This window comes from Paracoccus nototheniae, assembly GCF_004335005.1.
In the GTDB taxonomy this organism is placed as follows: domain Bacteria; phylum Pseudomonadota; class Alphaproteobacteria; order Rhodobacterales; family Rhodobacteraceae; genus Paracoccus; species Paracoccus nototheniae.
In genome coordinates this window covers 1-15,050 of record NZ_RQRT01000033.1, presented here as the reverse complement: position 1 = coordinate 15,050, position 15,050 = coordinate 1, and the positions used below count along the sequence as shown (strand labels likewise).

Below are 15,050 nucleotides of genomic sequence, written 5' to 3'. Positions count from 1 at the left end.
CAATAGGTTTAGAAACCGTTTCAGGCACCGGCCCCCGGACGGCTGAAAAGGACCACAGGATGGATAAACTTGAATCGATCGCGCGCCGCCTGTCGCAGCTGCGGCTGGCCCGTTATCACGGCCGGGTGCAGGCGATCCGCGCGGGCCTGATCAGCGCGGAAGGGCTGAACACCCATGCCGCTGTCGGCGACCGGGTGATGATCACGTCGGGCGCGGGCGATCTGGGCGGCGAAATCGTCGGCCTGACCCCGCGCAGCGCCCAGATCCTGCCCGAGGGGACGCTGGAAGGGCTGTCGGTCGGCGCCGGGGTCGAGCTGGTGTTCGCGCCGCGAATCGCCCCCTCGGATGGCTGGATCGGGCGGATCATCGACCCGCTTGGTCAGCCGCTGGACGGGCGCCCGCTGCCGCAGGGGGCCGTCTGGCGCAGCTTCCGGGCCGAGGCTCCGCCCGCCGCGTCGCGCAAGCGGTTGGGCGCGCGGCTGGCCACCGGGCTGGCGGTCTTTGACACACTGCTGCCTCTGGTCGAGGGGCAGCGGATCGGCCTGTTCGCCGGGTCGGGGGTGGGGAAATCGACGCTGCTGTCGCAGATGGCCCGGGGTGTGCAGGCCGATGTGGTGGTCATCGCCATGATCGGTGAACGGGGCCGCGAGCTGCGCGAATTCGTCGAACGCACGCTTGGCCCCGAGGGGATGGCGCGGGCGGTGATCGTGACCGCGACCTCGGACCGGTCACCGCTGATCCGGCGGCGCTGTGCCTGGGCTGCGATGGCCTTGGCCGAACATTTCCGCGATCAGGGCCGTCATGTGCTGTTTCTGGCCGATTCGATCACCCGCTTTGCCGAGGCGCATCGCGAAATCGCGTTGGCGGCGGGCGAACCGCCCAGCTATCGCGGCTTTCCGCCCTCGGTGTCGAACCTGATCATGGCGCTGGCGGAACGCGCCGGTCCGGGCCCCGAAGGGGCGGGCGACATCACCGGGATCTTCAGCGTGCTGGTGGCGGGGTCCGATATGGACGAACCGGTGGCCGATATCATGCGCGGCACGCTGGACGGTCATGTGGTGCTGGACCGCACGATCGCCGAACGCGGGCGCTATCCGGCGGTGGATGTGGTCCGGTCGGTCTCTCGTGCGCTGCCCGAGGCGGCCAGTGCGGTCGAAAACGCCCTGATCGCCCGCGCCCGCGCCGCCCTTGGTGCCTATGCCGAATCAGAGCTGATGATCCGGGCGGGGCTTTATGCACCGGGATCGGATGTTAAGCTGGACGAAGCGGTTCGAATTTATCCGCAACTGGAGGATTTCACGGCCCGTCGCTGCAAGACCGTGGCTGACAGTTTTGCCGCACTGGAGGCGGCGTTGCGCCTGCCCTTGCGGATGCGGACGTGACATCGGGATGAAACCAGCCGCGGGTCCGGCGCGTTAGCCAAGTTAATGATTGTTATAAGGAGACCTGCCGGCATTGCGTCGGGAATCCTGATTTGCGAGTGTCCGGCGGCCAGAGAAAGAAGGGCGGTATGGCGATCACCGAATATTTTATCCGCTTTCTTCAACGGCGTGACAGTCTGCCAGACCGCGATCTTGCGCGCCTGAGGGCATTGAGAACCCAGCATGTGTCCTTTGCCCCCGGAGAGGTGATCGTGCCTGCCGACAGGCTGGCGCAACGCAGTTGCATGATGCTGCGCGGCCTGTCCGCGCGGTCGCACAAGCTGGTCGGCCGCCCCGAGGAACGCGTGATCACCGCCCTGCATGTGCCGGGCGATTTCGTCGACCTGCACGGCTTTGTACTGGCCGGGCTGGAGCATTCGGTGATCGCCGTCGGTCACGCCGAGGTGGAATTCGTCGATCATGACGAACTGACCGAGATCACCGAGAATTTCCCCCATCTGACGCGGCTTTTGTGGATGGCGACGCTGATCGATGCGGCGGTCCACCGCCAATGGCTGGTCGCGGCGGCCTCGCTGCGATCCAGCGCGCATCTGGCCCATCTTCTGTGCGAGATCTATACCCGGCTGAACGCCGTCGGTGCAGCGGCCAATCATCAATTCTCGCTGCCGCTGCTGCAGCGCGAGCTGGCCGATATCCTGGGCTATTCGCCGATCCATGTGAACCGCGCGGTGCGCGATCTGCGCGACCGCGGGCTGATCCGCTGGTCGGGCGCCGATGTGACGGTGCTGGACTGGAAGGGGCTGGCGGTGCTGGCACGGTTCGATCCGACCTATCTGGATATGGAACGCCAAAGCCGCTGATCCCGACAGGCACAGCGCGCCTCAGGGTCGCTCTGCTATTCGCACAGCCGCCAGCCGCCGTTCCGGGCTGCCATGTCCAGATGCAGGTGGTCGTCATGGGCGGCATTCGATCCCGGTCCCAGCACTGTGGTGAACAGCAGGCAGGCGCTGCCTTGCGCGGCTTTCAGCAGGCTTTCGGCGGCATCCCCGTCGCCCTGACGCGGCTGAACGGGCATCGGCTCGGCATCCTCGAAGACGAACCCCATCACGTCGACTGCATTGCCATAGCCATGTTCCGACGGTTTGGGATCGGCCTTACCCGTGCCTATCCGGTCGCGGCAGTTATAGGCCGGGCCGGTCTGCAGGGCGGTCAGGCGCGGCGCGTCGGGCATCAGCGCCACCGCCGGGCGCAGGAACCCTTGGGTCCACAGCGCCAGCGACCGCGCCGTGGTGCAGCGCATCACCGGCTCTCCGGTCAGGGCGATGCCGGGCAGGATCTCGGTCACGCGCAGGGGGCGGGCGATGCCGCAATCGCGCAGGTCGGGATCGGCGACGGGGGGTTCCTGCGTAAACCGCGTGCCCAGCATCTGCAGGGTCAGGCGGCAGGCGGTGAAATCGGCATCGCTTTCGGCCAGAGTGAACCAGACCGGAGGCGGCGGCGGGCCAAAGGGCTCGCGTGCCGGGGCCCCGGTGGTGGTCTCTGGGGTCGTGTCGGGGGTGGCGTCATCGGTTGCGGTTTCAGATGGCGCGGTTTCGGGAGGCACGGTCTGGGGCAAATCGGTCTGGGACGCGGCAGAACCGGACCCGCGTGGATCGGTGGCCGCATCATCCCCGGCCGCATCGTCTCCGGTCGGGGCAGGCTGTGCGGCCTCTGACGCAGCGGCGTCATCGGGCGACGGCTCGGGCCGCTCTGGCGGGCGGTCGTCACCGGTCACCGCAGGGGCGGCATCCGTCCCTGCGGGCGGGCGGTCCTGTGCGCCTGCGGGCAGGGCTGTCGCCAGCGCGCAAGCCAGCAGCAGGGGCCGGAACGGCATCAGGGCTGCGCCTCGTTCAGCGGCGGCACGATGAACCCCTCGGGCAGGGCACCGCTCAGCGCGTCGCTGAGAGGATCGGCGGGCTGGGTCGCGGTCGGGGCGGTGCCATCGGACACGGCACCGGGCTGGCCCGGACTGGCGCCATCGATCGCCTGATCCAGAATGCCGGTCAGCGGGTCCGTGGCCGCGTTGGGCGCCGAAGGCGTGGCGACGGGGGCACCCGGCGTCGGATCGGGCAGCGCCAGCGGCTGCTGGGGGTCGGTGACCGGCACCGTGGCGGTGCCCTCGGGCATGGCGATGGCGGCGACGGGGGGCTGGGTGGCCTGACCCGCGCCGGTGACATCGGCGATGGTGACGCCCGAGTTCAGAAACTCGACCGTGGTCCCGCCGATGGACACCATGCGGGCCAGTTCCTCGGCATCCCAGTTGGTCAGCCGCACGCAGCCGTTGGAGGCGTTGCGAAACAGCTGCGACGGCGTCGGGGTGCCGTGGATGCCATAGGTCGGCTTGGTCAGCCCGATCCAGACCGAACCGACCGGGCCGTTCGGCCCCGGCGGGATGACCAGCGGACGGTCGTTCCCTTCCTGCCGGAAATTCACGTCGGGGTTATAGGTATAATTCGGGTTCATCGCGACATTGCGCACCTGATGCGTCCCGGCGGGCGAGGGCGTGGCGGTCGAGCCGATGGTTGCCGGATAATCCACCACCATCTGTCCCCGCGCGTCGTAACCTGCGACACGGCGGTTGTCCTTGTCGATGATGATCCGCGCCACCGTTCCGCGCAGCGGCGGGTTGGGCGCCATCACCCGGATCGTCGCGCCGGGCACAAGGGGGGTGCCGGGGTTCAGAAAGGCGATGAAATTCTCGTCCATGTGAAACCGCTCGCCCAAGCGTTCGGCGACGCTGGTATAGGCCATTTCCGGCATCAGCGCCTTTTCGGCGTAATCGGTGGGGATCGAGGCGACCAGCCCGGCCGCATCCTCGGGGGTGATCACATAGGTCTGGGTGACGGGCCGGGTAGCATAGGATTGCAGCAGGTTCCAGACATGCGGGTCCATGACCCCGTCCTGCGGCAGGCCGGTGCGCCGTTCGAAGGCCTTGATCGCGCTTTGGCTCATCCCGCCCTTGAACCCGTCGATGACGCCCGGAGAGGTGCCCGACCGGTCCAGCAGCAGCTGCACCTTGGCCGTCAGCGCCGAACGCCCTGAAGGCAGGTCGCTGCCGTCATATTGCGCGGCCTCGATCTGGTCGGCGGTAAAGGGCAGGTCTGTCTGCTGGGCCGTTGCGGGCATCGCGACAAGGCCAGCCAGCGCCAGACACAAGGCCAGCGCAGCCGGGAGGGGCATGGCCGGACGAAATACGGGAAGGGGCATCATGGGAGGCTCCGATCGGTCGGGGTCAGCATCGGGGATTTGGCGAGCAAAGGCCAGATAGACCGAGGTTCACGTTCCGGTCAATTCGATGTTGCCTTCCGCAACCGGCGCGCGCAGCCTGCCACGGGGAACAAAAGAGGGCGCCTTGCCATGACCAGACCACCGATCCGGATGCCGGGGCAGCCCGTCCCGGCAGCACCCGCAAGGTCAGCCCGCCTTGCGCGGCAGGGCTGAGCCATGGCCCTTGAGGATGTGCAGCCCGGTCGGGCGACCCCGTTCAGGGCCGCGCCGGCATTCAGCCCGGCGCCGCGCTGCCCCCTGACAAAAGGGCGCGGCTGATGGCGCCGGTGACGGTCGGGTTGGCCGCGATGGTCACGCTGCTGCTGATGGCCGCGCTGCGGGTGCCCATCGCCCTGGCGCTGGCCGGCGTCGCCTCGGCGGGCAGTGTCCTGATCTTTGCCGGGCAGGGCGGATCGCTGATCTCGGGCGCGGCCTTTGGTCAGACCGGTGTCGCTTTGGCAGCCGATGTCCGCGAATTGCTGAGCGCGCCGGATCTGTGGATGGTGCCGCTGGTGATCGCCCTTGGCAATATCGCGCTGTGTTCGGGGATCGCCACGCGGATCTATGACGCCGCCGTCGTCTGGCTGCATCCCCTGCGCGGCGGCATGGCGATGGCCTCGCTGCTGGGCTGCGGAGGGTTCGCGGCCCTGTCGGGATCGTCCATCGCCTGCGCCTCGACCATGGGGCGGATCTGCGTCCCCGAGATGGTCCGGCAGGGCTATGATCCCCGGCTGGCGGCGGGCTCGGTCGCGGTCGGCGGCACGTTGGGGTCGCTGATCCCGCCATCGGTGCTGTTCATCCTGTATGGCGTCTTTACCCAGACCCCGGTGGCGCAGCTGTTTCTGGCGGGCATCCTGCCGGGCTTTCTGTCGCTGGCGGGGATGCTGGCCGTGGTGGTCTGGTGGGTCGGTCATGACCCAAAGGCCGCCCCCCGGCCAGAGCCCCGGCAGAAGGGCGCCACCCGGGCCGAGGCCGCATGGGCCGCATGGCCGCCCTTGCTGCTGTTTGCGGTCATCGTGGGCGGCATCCTGTCGGGGCTGTTCAGCGCCACCGCAGCCGCTGCCGTGGCGGTCGTGCTGGCGATCGGCATCGGGTTCGCCCAAGGGCGGCTGACGCCGGATGTGCTGTGGCATGCGATCCGGGACAGCGTCATGCAATCGGGGGCGATCCTGCTGATTGCCGTCGCGGCCAAGGTGTTTCTGGGCTTTGTCGCCCTGACCGGCCTGTCGGCGGCGCTGGTGGCTTGGGTCGCGGATGCGCAGATCCCGTTCGCGGCGCTGATGCTGGGCGTCGTCGTGGTCTATCTGCTGCTGGGGATGGTTCTGGACCCGTTGGGCATTCTGGTCCTGACCCTGCCCTTTGTGGCGCCGCTGGTGCAGGCCTATGATCTGAACCTGATCTGGTTCGGCGTCATCGTCGTCAAGCTGCTGGAGATCGGGCTGATCACCCCGCCCGTGGGCCTGAACGTCTTTGTCGTCAGCACGGTCACCCCAAGCGTCGGGATCGGGCGCATCTTCGAAGGGGTCGGGCGGTTTCTGGCCGTCGATATTCTGGTGCTGGCCCTGCTGGTGCTGTTTCCGGTCCTGTCGCTGGCCCTTCCGGGGATGATCCGATGAGCGATGGACCCATCCTGAACGAGACCGGGACGCAGCGCATGATCGGCTATCGCCTGGATGTGGGGCAGGGCGATGGTTGCGCGCGCTGCGTGCTGGATCTGGATGACCGGCATCTGAACCGTCAGGGCATGCTGCATGGCGGGCTGTCGGCGGTGCTTCTGGACAGCGCGATGGGGGCGGCGGGCAGCCTGACGGTGGACGCCTCGGGGCGTCATCCCTTTACCACGCTGTCGCTGACGATGAACTATCTGGCGCCGGGCCGCCCCGGACGGATCACCGCGACAGGCCGCGTCACCGGCGGCGGGCGCAGCACTCTGTTCATCGAGGGACAGTTGCGCCATGAGGACGGCACGCTGATCGCCACCGCGACCGGCGTGTTCCGCAAATCGCCGAAGGGGCCCGCATGACCGACCTGACCAACCCTCATTGCGAGATCAGCGATCTTGGCGACCGTCTGGTCGTGGAGAACCGCAATGCCGCGCGCCGCAACGCCCTGACGCCCGAGTTCTATGACGGTCTGCACCACGCCCTGCGGCTGGCCGCCGACAGCCCCCGCATCGGCGCGGTGCTGTTGATGGGCGAGGGGGATTTCTTCTGCGCGGGCGGCGATCTGAGCATGCTGATCACCGCGCAGTCGATGGACGAGGACAGCCGCCGCGCCCGCATCGACGAGCTGAACGATCTGATCCGCGCCGTGGTCCATTGCCCCCGCCCGGTGATCGCCGTGGTCGAGGGTGGTGCTGCGGGCGCGGGCCTGTCGCTGGCGCTGGCCTGCGACATGGTGATCTCGGCCCGCGATGCGCGGTTCACGGCGGCCTATGTAACAGCGGGGCTGGTGCCCGATGGCGGGCTGACGGCGGCGCTGGCGGCGGGTCTGCCGCCGCAGCTGGCCGCCCAGATGGCGCTGACCGGCCAGCCGGTGGGCGCCGAACGGCTGCACGCGCTTGGCCTGATCAACGAACTGACCGACCCGGGCGAGGCGATCATGGCCGCGATGGCGCTGGCCGATCATCTGGCGCGCGGTCCGGCCGATGCGCAGGCCGCGATCAAGCGCCTGATGACCGGCGCCCGCGCCGCGATCTTCGAGGCGCAGATGATCGCCGAGCGTGACGCCATGGCCCTTGCGCTGGCCGCCCCGGAAGCGGCCGAGGGCGTCACCGCCTTTCTGGCCAAGCGCCCCACCGACTTCCGCCGCCTGCGCGAGGGGTAAGGGTTGCCGGGGCCCGAGGGCTGGCCCCTTTGGCTGTCTTGGGCCCCGGCGGCCCCGTCAGGAAAGGCTCCGGCAGGAAAGGCCCCGGCAGGCCGATCCCCCCGGCAGTGCGGTATCAGCCCTTCAGAACCAGTCGGTGACGGGGCGGATAGAACTGCCGCGAAAAGGACACCGGCAGGCCGTCCAGCGTGTTCACACGCTCGATCGTCATGACCGGGGTTCCGGTGGCGACCAGCAGGTTGACCGCGCATGATCCGCTGGCGGCCTCGGCCAGGATCGAATAGCGGTCCTGCGCCACGGGCAGGTTGCGCGCCAGCCATTCCTGCGGCGGGATGGTGCCGAAAACGCGGGCATCCGGCAGGTTCAGAACGCGCGGGTTCAGCCAGATCGCCTCGCAGCAATGCGGGCTGTCATCGGCCATATGGCGCGATTTGACCAGAATCATGCTGTCGCCCGCATCGACCTGCAGGGCCTGCATCGCCTCGGGGCTGGGCGGACGGGCCAGACAATCTGTCATCTGATAGCCGTAAATCGCGCCAAGCGCCTCGATCTCGTCGCGGATCACCGGCAAGGACAGGGTGGCGCGGCGCGACGAGGTCGCGGTGACGCGCGTGCCCACCTTGCGGCGGCGCTGCACGATGCCGCTATCGGCCAGTTCGCGCAGGGCGCGGTTGACGGTAGCCCGTGCGCAGCCCATTTCGCGCGACAGGACATGTTCGGTGGGGATCAGGCTGCCCGGAGGCCATTCGCCGGACCGGATCCGGTCCAGCACATCGGCGCGGACCGCCTGCCATGTATTCAGACGCCGACGATCGCCATCAGGCCCCGAAGATCGTATCAAGGTCGAAGAACCCGCATGCAAGTCGGACATATACATTACTCATTAAAGGATACCGGACCAGTATTTGACAGGACAAATGATCGGAGCGAAAGCTGTCCAAATCGCCAACCGGCCAGTCTGCGCCTGCATGCCTGAAACCTGTGCGCCACGCGTCCCCGCGACCCCTGCAGCAGGGCGCTTTTCTTTTCACGCATCTCTGCTAAATGCATATGCTGCAAATACCAAGGCGGGCCGATGCGCTTATCCCTTCCCAAATCCTCGGGCCCGGTCGCGCCGCGCGCCGCGGCGACCCAGTTGACCTCATGGGGCGTGCTGGTGGCGATCAGCCTGTGCCACATGATCAACGATGTGATGCAGTCGATGCTGGCGGCGATCTATCCGCTGCTGCAGGTCGAGTTCCAGCTGAGCTATACCCAGATCGGGATCATGACATTCGCCTTTCAGGTCACGGCCTCGCTGTTGCAGCCGCTTATCGGGATGGCGACCGACCGCCACCCGCAGCCGCGATCGCTGCCCTTCGGCATGGTGTCGACCCTGACGGGGGTGGTGCTGCTGGCTTTGGCGCACAGGTACGAGATGTTGCTGGCGGGGGCGATGCTGATCGGCATCGGCTCGGCGGTGTTTCATCCCGAAAGCTCGCGCGTGGCGCGGCTGGCCTCGGGCGGGCGGTTCGGCACGGCGCAGTCGCTGTTCCAGTTGGGCGGCAATGGCGGGCAGGCGATGGGGCCGCTGCTGGCAGCCTTTATCGTAGTGCCGCTTGGTCGTCCCGCCGTGGCATGGTTCGCCGTGGCCGCAGCCCTTGGCGCCGCGATCCTGTGGCAGGTCGGCACCTGGGCCGAGGAACGCCGCCGCGCCAGCGCGGCCAGCACCGACCGGACCCTGCGCCTGCCGCGCAAGACGGTGATCCGGGCGATTGCCGTGCTGGCGGTGCTGGTCTTTACGAAGAACATCTACAGCGCCTCGATGACCAGCTATTTTACCTTTTTCACCATCGAGAAATTCGGCCTGTCCACGCAGGGCGCGCAGATCATGCTGTTTCTGTTTCTTGTCGGCATGGCCGGGGGCGTGATGCTGGGCGGGGTGATCGGCGACCGGGTGGGGCCGCTGACAGTCATCTGGGTGTCGATTCTGGGCGTGCTGCCGCTGACGCTGGCCCTGCCGCATGTGGGGCTGGTGCCGACGGGCATTCTGGCGGTGCTGATCGGACTGATCCTCGCCTCGGCCTTTCCGGCCATCGTGGTCTTTGCGCAAGAGCTTGTGCCGGGCCGCACCGGCATGATCGCGGGGCTGTTCTTTGGCTTTTCCTTCGGGATGGGCGGGATCGCGGCGGCGGCGCTTGGGGTTCTGGCCGATGCGCGGGGGATTGAGACGGTGTTCCTGATCTGCTCGGTCCTGCCGGTGCTGGGGCTGCTGACGGTGCTGCTGCCGCGCCGGACGGTGTGATCCGGGGTGGCCGCGCCCGTCATCATCCATATCGGCCCCGACGGCCCCGCCGACCGGGTGCTGGCCCGGATGTTTGAGGCCAATGGCCACCCTGTCGCCCATCACGAGGGCGGGCGTCTGGCCGCCGACATCCTGTATGCGATGGGGCAGGGCAAGCGTCCGCTGCGCGACTGGCCGCAGGCGCGGCTGTTCGCGGGCCTGTTTCGCCACAAGCCGCATTGGCGCCCACCGCTTGAGGCCTGGCGCTGCGCCGCTTTCCTGCGCAAGGCGCTGCCGCATGCGCATTTCCTGCTGACCATCCCGTCGCCCGAGGACTGGTCCCTGACCCGCGCCGGGACCGATGCGCTGGCCTGTCACGCCTTTGATCAGGCGCATCGACCCGATCCCCTGCCACCCGCCGCCCTGCCCGCCCTGTGGCAGGACCAGCTTGCCGATCATCTGGACCGGATGCGGGCGCTGTTCGGGGATGATCCGCGCCTGATCGAGGCCGATCTGGCCATCGACAGCCCCGCTGATCTGGCCGCCCGGCTGAACGCGCTGCTGCCCATGACGCAGGTGCCCCGCGCCCGCTGGCCGGGCCGGGATACCGCGCCGGGCAAGGGGCTGATGGTGCTGCTGGACAGCCCCGATCCGGCGCCCGCCCCTTTGGGCTGGGCCGAGGATGTGGCGCGTTTCTGTCTGGCCGGGCTGGACCCCCTTGCCCCCGGCAGCGGCGATGGGCTGTCGCCCCATGCCTGCCATTGGGACGGCGAACGGGTGACCTCGGCCAACGGCGCGCTGCGTCAGTTCGCGGCTGTCGCGGCCCCCGGCGATCCGCCCGTGGCCTTGGCGCGAGAGGGGCGGCATTTCAAGCTGATCCGGGCCGAGGGGGTGATCAACGACATCCTGCGCCTGAACCGCCGCGATCCGGTCTGGATCGACATGGAGGACAGCCGCTGGCTGGGCAGCCCCCAAGGCGCGGCGTTGGACCGGCCCGTTTTGTGCCACAACCGCCGCGCGGGCGCGGTGAACGCAGTCCTGTGGCCGCTGCCCGACCAGCATGCCATCGGTCTGCCCGGTTTCGACCCCGGTGCCGCCCCCGACGACATCCCCTTTGAGGACAAAGAGGATCGGCTGGTCTGGCGCGGCATGATCTCGGGGTCGGAAATGCGCCCCGGCGTCAAGCCGGGGGCGGCCAGCCATACCTGGCTGGCCCGCCTGGCCGATGCCCCGACGCCCGAGGCGCGGGCCGAGGCGTGGCAGGGGCTGTGCCGCACCAACCGCATGGATTTTATCCGTCGCCTGCAGGGCCATCCCGATGTCGATATCGGCATCGTCATGGCCCCAGCCTTTCGCCATTTCGCCGATGACCCGCTGCTGGCGCCCTATTGCAGGCCGCGCATGGCCCCGGCGCAGTTCCGGCGCTTTCGCTATCAGCTATGCCTGACGGGCTATGACCACGGGTCGAACTTCATCTCGGGGCTGGATCAGAACGGGGTGCTGCTGGCCGAGGATGATGGCTGGCAGGTGTTCTATTCGGGCCGCTTCCGGCCTTGGGTGCATTTCATCCCCGTGGCCCGCCATGCTGCGGATATTCATGACAAGCTGGCATGGGCGCGCGCCCATCCGGATGAATGCCGCGCCATGTCGCAGGCGGCGCGGGCCGAGGCGGCGCATCTGCGCGACCCGGCGGCGCGGGTGCGGATGATGCAGCTGATCCTCGACGGGTTGGCAAAGGCGCGCTAGAACCCGGGCCATGACAACGATCCGCATCACCCCGCTGACCGCCGCCGCCTTTGCCCCCTATGGCGATGTGCTGGCCCCGAAACCCGCGCCCGACCGCCTGATCAATGCGGGCCGGTGCGAACGCCACCACGCGCTGGCCACGGTTCAGCGGGCGGGGGGCGAGGCGATCGTCTCGATCTTTCGCAGCGAACCGGTCAGCCTGCCCTATGACTGCACGCTGCTGGAACGCCATCCGCTTGGGTCGCAAGCATTCATGCCGCTTGGGCCGGACCCGTGGCTGTCGGTGGTGGCCCCCGATCTGGACGGACGGCCCGGCACGCCCTTGGCCTTTCTGGTCCCCGCAGGGACGGGCGTGAACCTGCGCGCGGGCGTTTGGCATGGGGTGCTGACGCCGCTGGACCGGGCGGCCGATTTTCTGGTCGTCGACCGCGACGGCGACGGCCTGAACCTTGAAGAAGTCGCCATCCCCCCGGTGCGGATCACCGCATGAGCCCCGATTATGCGTTCGAGGCCGCCGCCCTTGCCAGCGGCGCGCGGCTGGTGGCGGGCGTGGACGAGGCCGGGCGCGGACCTTTGGCGGGGCCGGTGACGGCGGCGGCGGTGATCCTTGATCCAGCGACCATCCCCCCCGGTCTGAACGACAGCAAGCAGCTGACCGCCCGGCGGCGCGAGGCGCTGGCCGACTGGCTGATGACCCATTGCGACTGGTCCGTCGCCCATGTCGGCGTGGACGAGATCGACAGCCTGAACATCCTGCGCGCCAGCCACGTCGCCATGTGCCGCGCCTTGGATGGCCTGCGCCAGCGTCCCTGTCATGTGCTGGTCGATGGCAACATGCTGCCCCGCGATCTGGATCTGCCCGCCCAGGCCGTGGTCAAGGGCGACGCGCGCTGCCTGACCATTGCCGCCGCTTCGGTCATCGCCAAGGTGTTGCGCGATCGCATCATGGTGGATTTGGCGCAACAGCATCCCGGATATGGCTGGGATGTGAATGCCGGATATCCCACCCCTGCCCATAAACGCGCCCTGCTAGATCTGGGGGTCACCCCACATCATAGGCGCAGCTTCAAGCCCGTCCACAATATCTTGTGTAAAGCCTGATTGTTAAGGCACTGATTCGAAAAAGAAATTGACGGCGAATCGACTTTGAATCATCTTTGGGGGCAGATCAGACCGGCACAAGCCGGCATTCCCCAGAGGCAGAGCAATGACGAAAACCAAGGACCAGCGCACGGATTCCGTGCGCCCGTTACCGCTGAACCAGATCCTTGGCGGGGATTGTATCGAGATCATGAACAGCCTGCCCGCAGGCAGCGTCGATCTGATCTTTGCCGATCCGCCCTATAACCTGCAGCTCAAGGGTGATCTGCACCGGCCCGACAATTCCAAGGTCGATGCGGTCGACGATCACTGGGACCAGTTTTCCAGCTTTGCCGTCTATGACGCCTTTACCCGCGACTGGCTGGCCGCCGCGCGGCGGTTGCTGAAACCCAGCGGGGCGATCTGGGTGATCGGCAGCTATCACAACATCTTCCGCGTCGGCGCCGAGCTGCAGAACCAGAATTTCTGGATCATGAATGATGTGATCTGGCGCAAATCGAACCCGATGCCGAATTTCCGCGGCAAGCGGCTGACCAATGCGCATGAGACGCTGATCTGGGCGGCCAAATCCGAAGCCTCGAAATACACGTTCAATTATGAGGCGCTGAAATCCCTGAACGAGGGCATTCAGATGCGCAGCGACTGGGTGCTGCCGATCTGCAATGGCGGCGAGCGGCTGAAGGATGCGGCGGGCGACAAGGCCCATCCGACCCAGAAACCCGAATCGCTGCTGCACCGGGTGATCGTCGGCACGACCAATCCCGGCGACGTGGTCCTTGATCCGTTCTTTGGCACCGGCACGACCGGCGCCGTCGCCAAGATGCTGGGCCGCGATTACATCGGCATCGAACGCGAGGAGGCCTATCGCGAGGTCGCCACCCGCCGCCTGTCCCGCGTCCGCCGCTTTGACAGCGACGCCATCGCCACCACCCGCGCCAAGCGCGCCGAGGTGCGCATCCCGTTCGGTCAGGTGATCGAACGCGGCATGCTGCGCCCGGGGGAAGAGCTGTTTTCCCTTGGCAACCGCCACAAGGCCAAGGTGCGTGCCGATGGCAGCCTGATCGGCAATGACGTCAAGGGCAGCATCCATCAGGTGGGCGCCGCACTGGAAGGCGCGCCCAGCTGCAACGGCTGGACCTATTGGCATTTCCGGCGCGAGGGCAAGATGATCCCGCTGGACATCCTGCGCCAGCAGATCCGCGCCGAGCTGGAGGGCGAGGTTCCCCGGCCCAACTGACCCCCATTCCTTTCGCCAGTTCCGCCCCTGCGCCCGTCGCGGGGCCGGAACCACCTTGCCCCGCCATGCCCAGCATGGCGGGGTTTTTTCTGCCGTGTCCCGCCCGGTTCAGGTCATCCGTTTCAGGGTGCCGTCACGCCATGCGACCTGATGCAGGATCGCCATCGCAACATGGCCCAGAATCAGCACGCCCATGATCCAGGCCATCTCGCCATGAAAATTGCTGCCGATCGCGGTGGCGGTCTGAACCACCTGATCGGGGCTGCGCGGCGCAAAGATCGGGAATCCGAACGGGGCAAAGGCACGCTCATTGCCCCAGGCCCGCAGCAGGGCCGCTGTCGGCACCGCCAGCATCAGCGCGTAGAGGCTGAAATGCCCCAGCCTTGCCGCATAGCCCAGCAATCCCGGCCCATGATCCGGGCGGCGGCCCCGGTTCAGGATCGCCCAGACCACCCGGCAGACGATCAGCACGAACAGGATCGTGCCGACCTGCGTATGATTGGCGGACAGACGGGCCGCAAGGGGATGGTCCTCGCCCAGAATGGCCTCGCTGCAAATGCCGCCGAATTGCCAGACCAGCAGCGCCGCGATGGCCCAGTGAAAGAACCGCGAAAGGGCGCCATAGCGCGCGGGGCTGTCTGCGATCGTCATGGGCCTTGCTCCGTCATCTGGCATCCTTGCTTGGGGCGAAGGGGCGTGCCACCCGTTCGCCCGGATGCGTCGGCGGGCAGTCTGCCACGCAAATCCCCAACCAATCCCCAACGGGTTGCCCCGTCACGCCCCGATGAATTCCCGGACGAATTCCGTTGCGGGTTTGGCGCGTATGTCGGCGGGTTTTCCGATCTGTTCGATGCGGCCCATGGACATGACGACGACCAGATCGGCCAGCTCCATCGCCTCGTCCTGATCGTGGGTGACGAAGACGGAGGTGAGGCCGGTCTCGTCATGGATGTCGCGCAGGCCTTGGCGCAGTTCCTTGCGGACCTTTGCGTCCAGGGCGCCGAAGGGCTCGTCCAGCAGCAGCATGCGCGGCTCGATGGCTAGGGCGCGGGCCAGGGCCACGCGCTGGCGCTGGCCGCCCGACAGCTGGGTGGGATAGCGGGTGGCGATCTGGGGCAGCTGGATCAGGTCCAGCAGTTTCATCACGCGGCGGTCGATCTCGGCCTTGGGGGGGCGGGATGCGCGGGGG

At 67.7% G+C, this 15,050-nt stretch carries 15 protein-coding genes; 10 read left to right on the top strand and 5 right to left on the bottom strand.

The window, feature by feature from the left end; translation table 11 throughout:
- Window positions 1-59: 59 nt before the first annotated feature.
- Together EG885_RS12765 and EG885_RS12760 are read left to right on the top strand one after the other, a co-directional pair.
- Window positions 60-1,382 (top strand): FliI/YscN family ATPase, encoded by a 1,323-nt coding sequence (locus tag EG885_RS12765; RefSeq protein WP_131575147.1) that lies wholly within the window; start codon window positions 60-62, stop codon window positions 1,380-1,382.
- Window positions 1,383-1,510: 128 nt separating this feature from the next.
- Window positions 1,511-2,242 (top strand): Crp/Fnr family transcriptional regulator, encoded by a 732-nt coding sequence (locus EG885_RS12760; RefSeq protein ID WP_131575144.1) that lies wholly within the window; start codon window positions 1,511-1,513, stop codon window positions 2,240-2,242.
- Between the two features lie 35 nt (window positions 2,243-2,277).
- On the opposite strand, the gene EG885_RS12755 is transcribed toward EG885_RS12760, so the two are convergent.
- Both EG885_RS12755 and EG885_RS12750 read right to left on the bottom strand, forming a co-directional pair.
- Window positions 2,278-3,255, bottom strand: coding sequence for an extensin-like domain-containing protein (locus EG885_RS12755; protein ID WP_131575142.1), 978 nt, complete (start codon window positions 3,253-3,255; stop codon window positions 2,278-2,280).
- On the bottom strand, window positions 3,255-4,631 hold the full coding sequence (locus EG885_RS12750; protein ID WP_131575140.1) for a L,D-transpeptidase family protein: 1,377 nt from the start codon (window positions 4,629-4,631) through the stop codon (window positions 3,255-3,257). Before EG885_RS12750 ends, EG885_RS12755 begins: the two co-directional genes overlap by 1 nt.
- Window positions 4,632-4,966: 335 nt before the next feature.
- Here EG885_RS12750 and EG885_RS12745 point away from each other — a divergent pair, with 335 nt between their 5' ends.
- The 3 genes from EG885_RS12745 to EG885_RS12735 are packed head-to-tail and all read left to right on the top strand — an operon-like array spanning window position 4,967 to window position 7,514.
- Window positions 4,967-6,304, top strand: coding sequence for a TRAP transporter large permease (locus EG885_RS12745; protein ID WP_131575138.1), 1,338 nt, complete (start codon window positions 4,967-4,969; stop codon window positions 6,302-6,304).
- The gene (locus tag EG885_RS12740; protein WP_131575136.1) at window positions 6,301-6,711 is read left to right on the top strand and encodes a PaaI family thioesterase; all 411 of its coding nucleotides are present in this window, start codon (window positions 6,301-6,303) and stop codon (window positions 6,709-6,711) included. Before EG885_RS12745 ends, EG885_RS12740 begins: the two co-directional genes overlap by 4 nt.
- On the top strand, window positions 6,708-7,514 hold the full coding sequence (locus tag EG885_RS12735; protein ID WP_131575133.1) for an oxepin-CoA hydrolase, alternative type: 807 nt from the start codon (window positions 6,708-6,710) through the stop codon (window positions 7,512-7,514). The genes EG885_RS12740 and EG885_RS12735 overlap by 4 nt, the downstream gene beginning before the upstream one ends.
- A 115-nt stretch (window positions 7,515-7,629) precedes the next feature.
- Here the strand turns inward: EG885_RS12735 and EG885_RS12730 are convergent, their stop codons facing one another.
- Window positions 7,630-8,385 (bottom strand): GntR family transcriptional regulator, encoded by a 756-nt coding sequence (locus EG885_RS12730; RefSeq protein WP_165571130.1) that lies wholly within the window; start codon window positions 8,383-8,385, stop codon window positions 7,630-7,632.
- A gap of 204 nt (window positions 8,386-8,589) precedes the next feature.
- On the opposite strand from EG885_RS12730, the gene EG885_RS12725 reads away from it, so the two are divergent.
- The 5 genes from EG885_RS12725 (at window position 8,590) to EG885_RS12705 (ending at window position 13,861) form a co-directional block, all read left to right on the top strand.
- Window positions 8,590-9,798: an MFS transporter gene (locus tag EG885_RS12725; RefSeq protein ID WP_131575129.1), complete on the top strand. Its 1,209-nt coding sequence runs from the start codon at window positions 8,590-8,592 to the stop codon at window positions 9,796-9,798.
- A 6-nt stretch (window positions 9,799-9,804) separates the two neighbouring features.
- Window positions 9,805-11,523 carry a glycosyl transferase family 90 gene (locus EG885_RS12720; protein ID WP_131575127.1) on the top strand — a complete coding sequence of 573 codons (1,719 nt, stop codon included), beginning with the start codon at window positions 9,805-9,807 and terminating at the stop codon, window positions 11,521-11,523.
- A 10-nt stretch (window positions 11,524-11,533) separates the two neighbouring features.
- A complete protein-coding gene (locus EG885_RS12715) occupies window positions 11,534-12,013 on the top strand; it encodes an ureidoglycolate lyase (RefSeq protein ID WP_131575125.1) in 480 nt (159 codons plus the stop codon).
- Window positions 12,010-12,624, top strand: coding sequence for a ribonuclease HII (locus EG885_RS12710; protein ID WP_131575123.1), 615 nt, complete (start codon window positions 12,010-12,012; stop codon window positions 12,622-12,624). The genes EG885_RS12715 and EG885_RS12710 overlap by 4 nt, the downstream gene beginning before the upstream one ends.
- Window positions 12,625-12,730: 106 nt before the next feature.
- Window positions 12,731-13,861 (top strand): site-specific DNA-methyltransferase, encoded by a 1,131-nt coding sequence (locus EG885_RS12705; RefSeq protein ID WP_131575121.1) that lies wholly within the window; start codon window positions 12,731-12,733, stop codon window positions 13,859-13,861.
- A 108-nt stretch (window positions 13,862-13,969) separates the two neighbouring features.
- On the opposite strand, the gene EG885_RS12700 is transcribed toward EG885_RS12705, so the two are convergent.
- Together EG885_RS12700 and EG885_RS12695 are read right to left on the bottom strand one after the other, a co-directional pair.
- Window positions 13,970-14,512 carry a cytochrome b gene (locus EG885_RS12700; RefSeq protein WP_242679638.1) on the bottom strand — a complete coding sequence of 181 codons (543 nt, stop codon included), beginning with the start codon at window positions 14,510-14,512 and terminating at the stop codon, window positions 13,970-13,972.
- Window positions 14,513-14,635: 123 nt separating this feature from the next.
- A partial coding sequence (locus EG885_RS12695) for a sulfate/molybdate ABC transporter ATP-binding protein (protein ID WP_131575117.1) occupies window positions 14,636-15,050 on the bottom strand: 415 nt, incomplete at its 5' end.

Coding starts and splice junctions, on each gene's coding strand:
- EG885_RS12765 (WP_131575147.1), top strand. CDS start 60: ATGGATAAACTTGAATCGATCGCGCGCCGCCTGTCGCAGCTGCGGCTG.
- EG885_RS12760 (WP_131575144.1), top strand. CDS start 1,511: ATGGCGATCACCGAATATTTTATCCGCTTTCTTCAACGGCGTGACAGT.
- EG885_RS12755 (WP_131575142.1), bottom strand. CDS start 3,255: ATGCCGTTCCGGCCCCTGCTGCTGGCTTGCGCGCTGGCGACAGCCCTG.
- EG885_RS12750 (WP_131575140.1), bottom strand. CDS start 4,631: ATGATGCCCCTTCCCGTATTTCGTCCGGCCATGCCCCTCCCGGCTGCG.
- EG885_RS12745 (WP_131575138.1), top strand. CDS start 4,967: ATGGCGCCGGTGACGGTCGGGTTGGCCGCGATGGTCACGCTGCTGCTG.
- EG885_RS12740 (WP_131575136.1), top strand. CDS start 6,301: ATGAGCGATGGACCCATCCTGAACGAGACCGGGACGCAGCGCATGATC.
- EG885_RS12735 (WP_131575133.1), top strand. CDS start 6,708: ATGACCGACCTGACCAACCCTCATTGCGAGATCAGCGATCTTGGCGAC.
- EG885_RS12730 (WP_165571130.1), bottom strand. CDS start 8,385: ATGTCCGACTTGCATGCGGGTTCTTCGACCTTGATACGATCTTCGGGG.
- EG885_RS12725 (WP_131575129.1), top strand. CDS start 8,590: ATGCGCTTATCCCTTCCCAAATCCTCGGGCCCGGTCGCGCCGCGCGCC.
- EG885_RS12715 (WP_131575125.1), top strand. CDS start 11,534: ATGACAACGATCCGCATCACCCCGCTGACCGCCGCCGCCTTTGCCCCC.
- EG885_RS12710 (WP_131575123.1), top strand. CDS start 12,010: ATGAGCCCCGATTATGCGTTCGAGGCCGCCGCCCTTGCCAGCGGCGCG.
- EG885_RS12705 (WP_131575121.1), top strand. CDS start 12,731: ATGACGAAAACCAAGGACCAGCGCACGGATTCCGTGCGCCCGTTACCG.
- EG885_RS12700 (WP_242679638.1), bottom strand. CDS start 14,512: ATGACGATCGCAGACAGCCCCGCGCGCTATGGCGCCCTTTCGCGGTTC.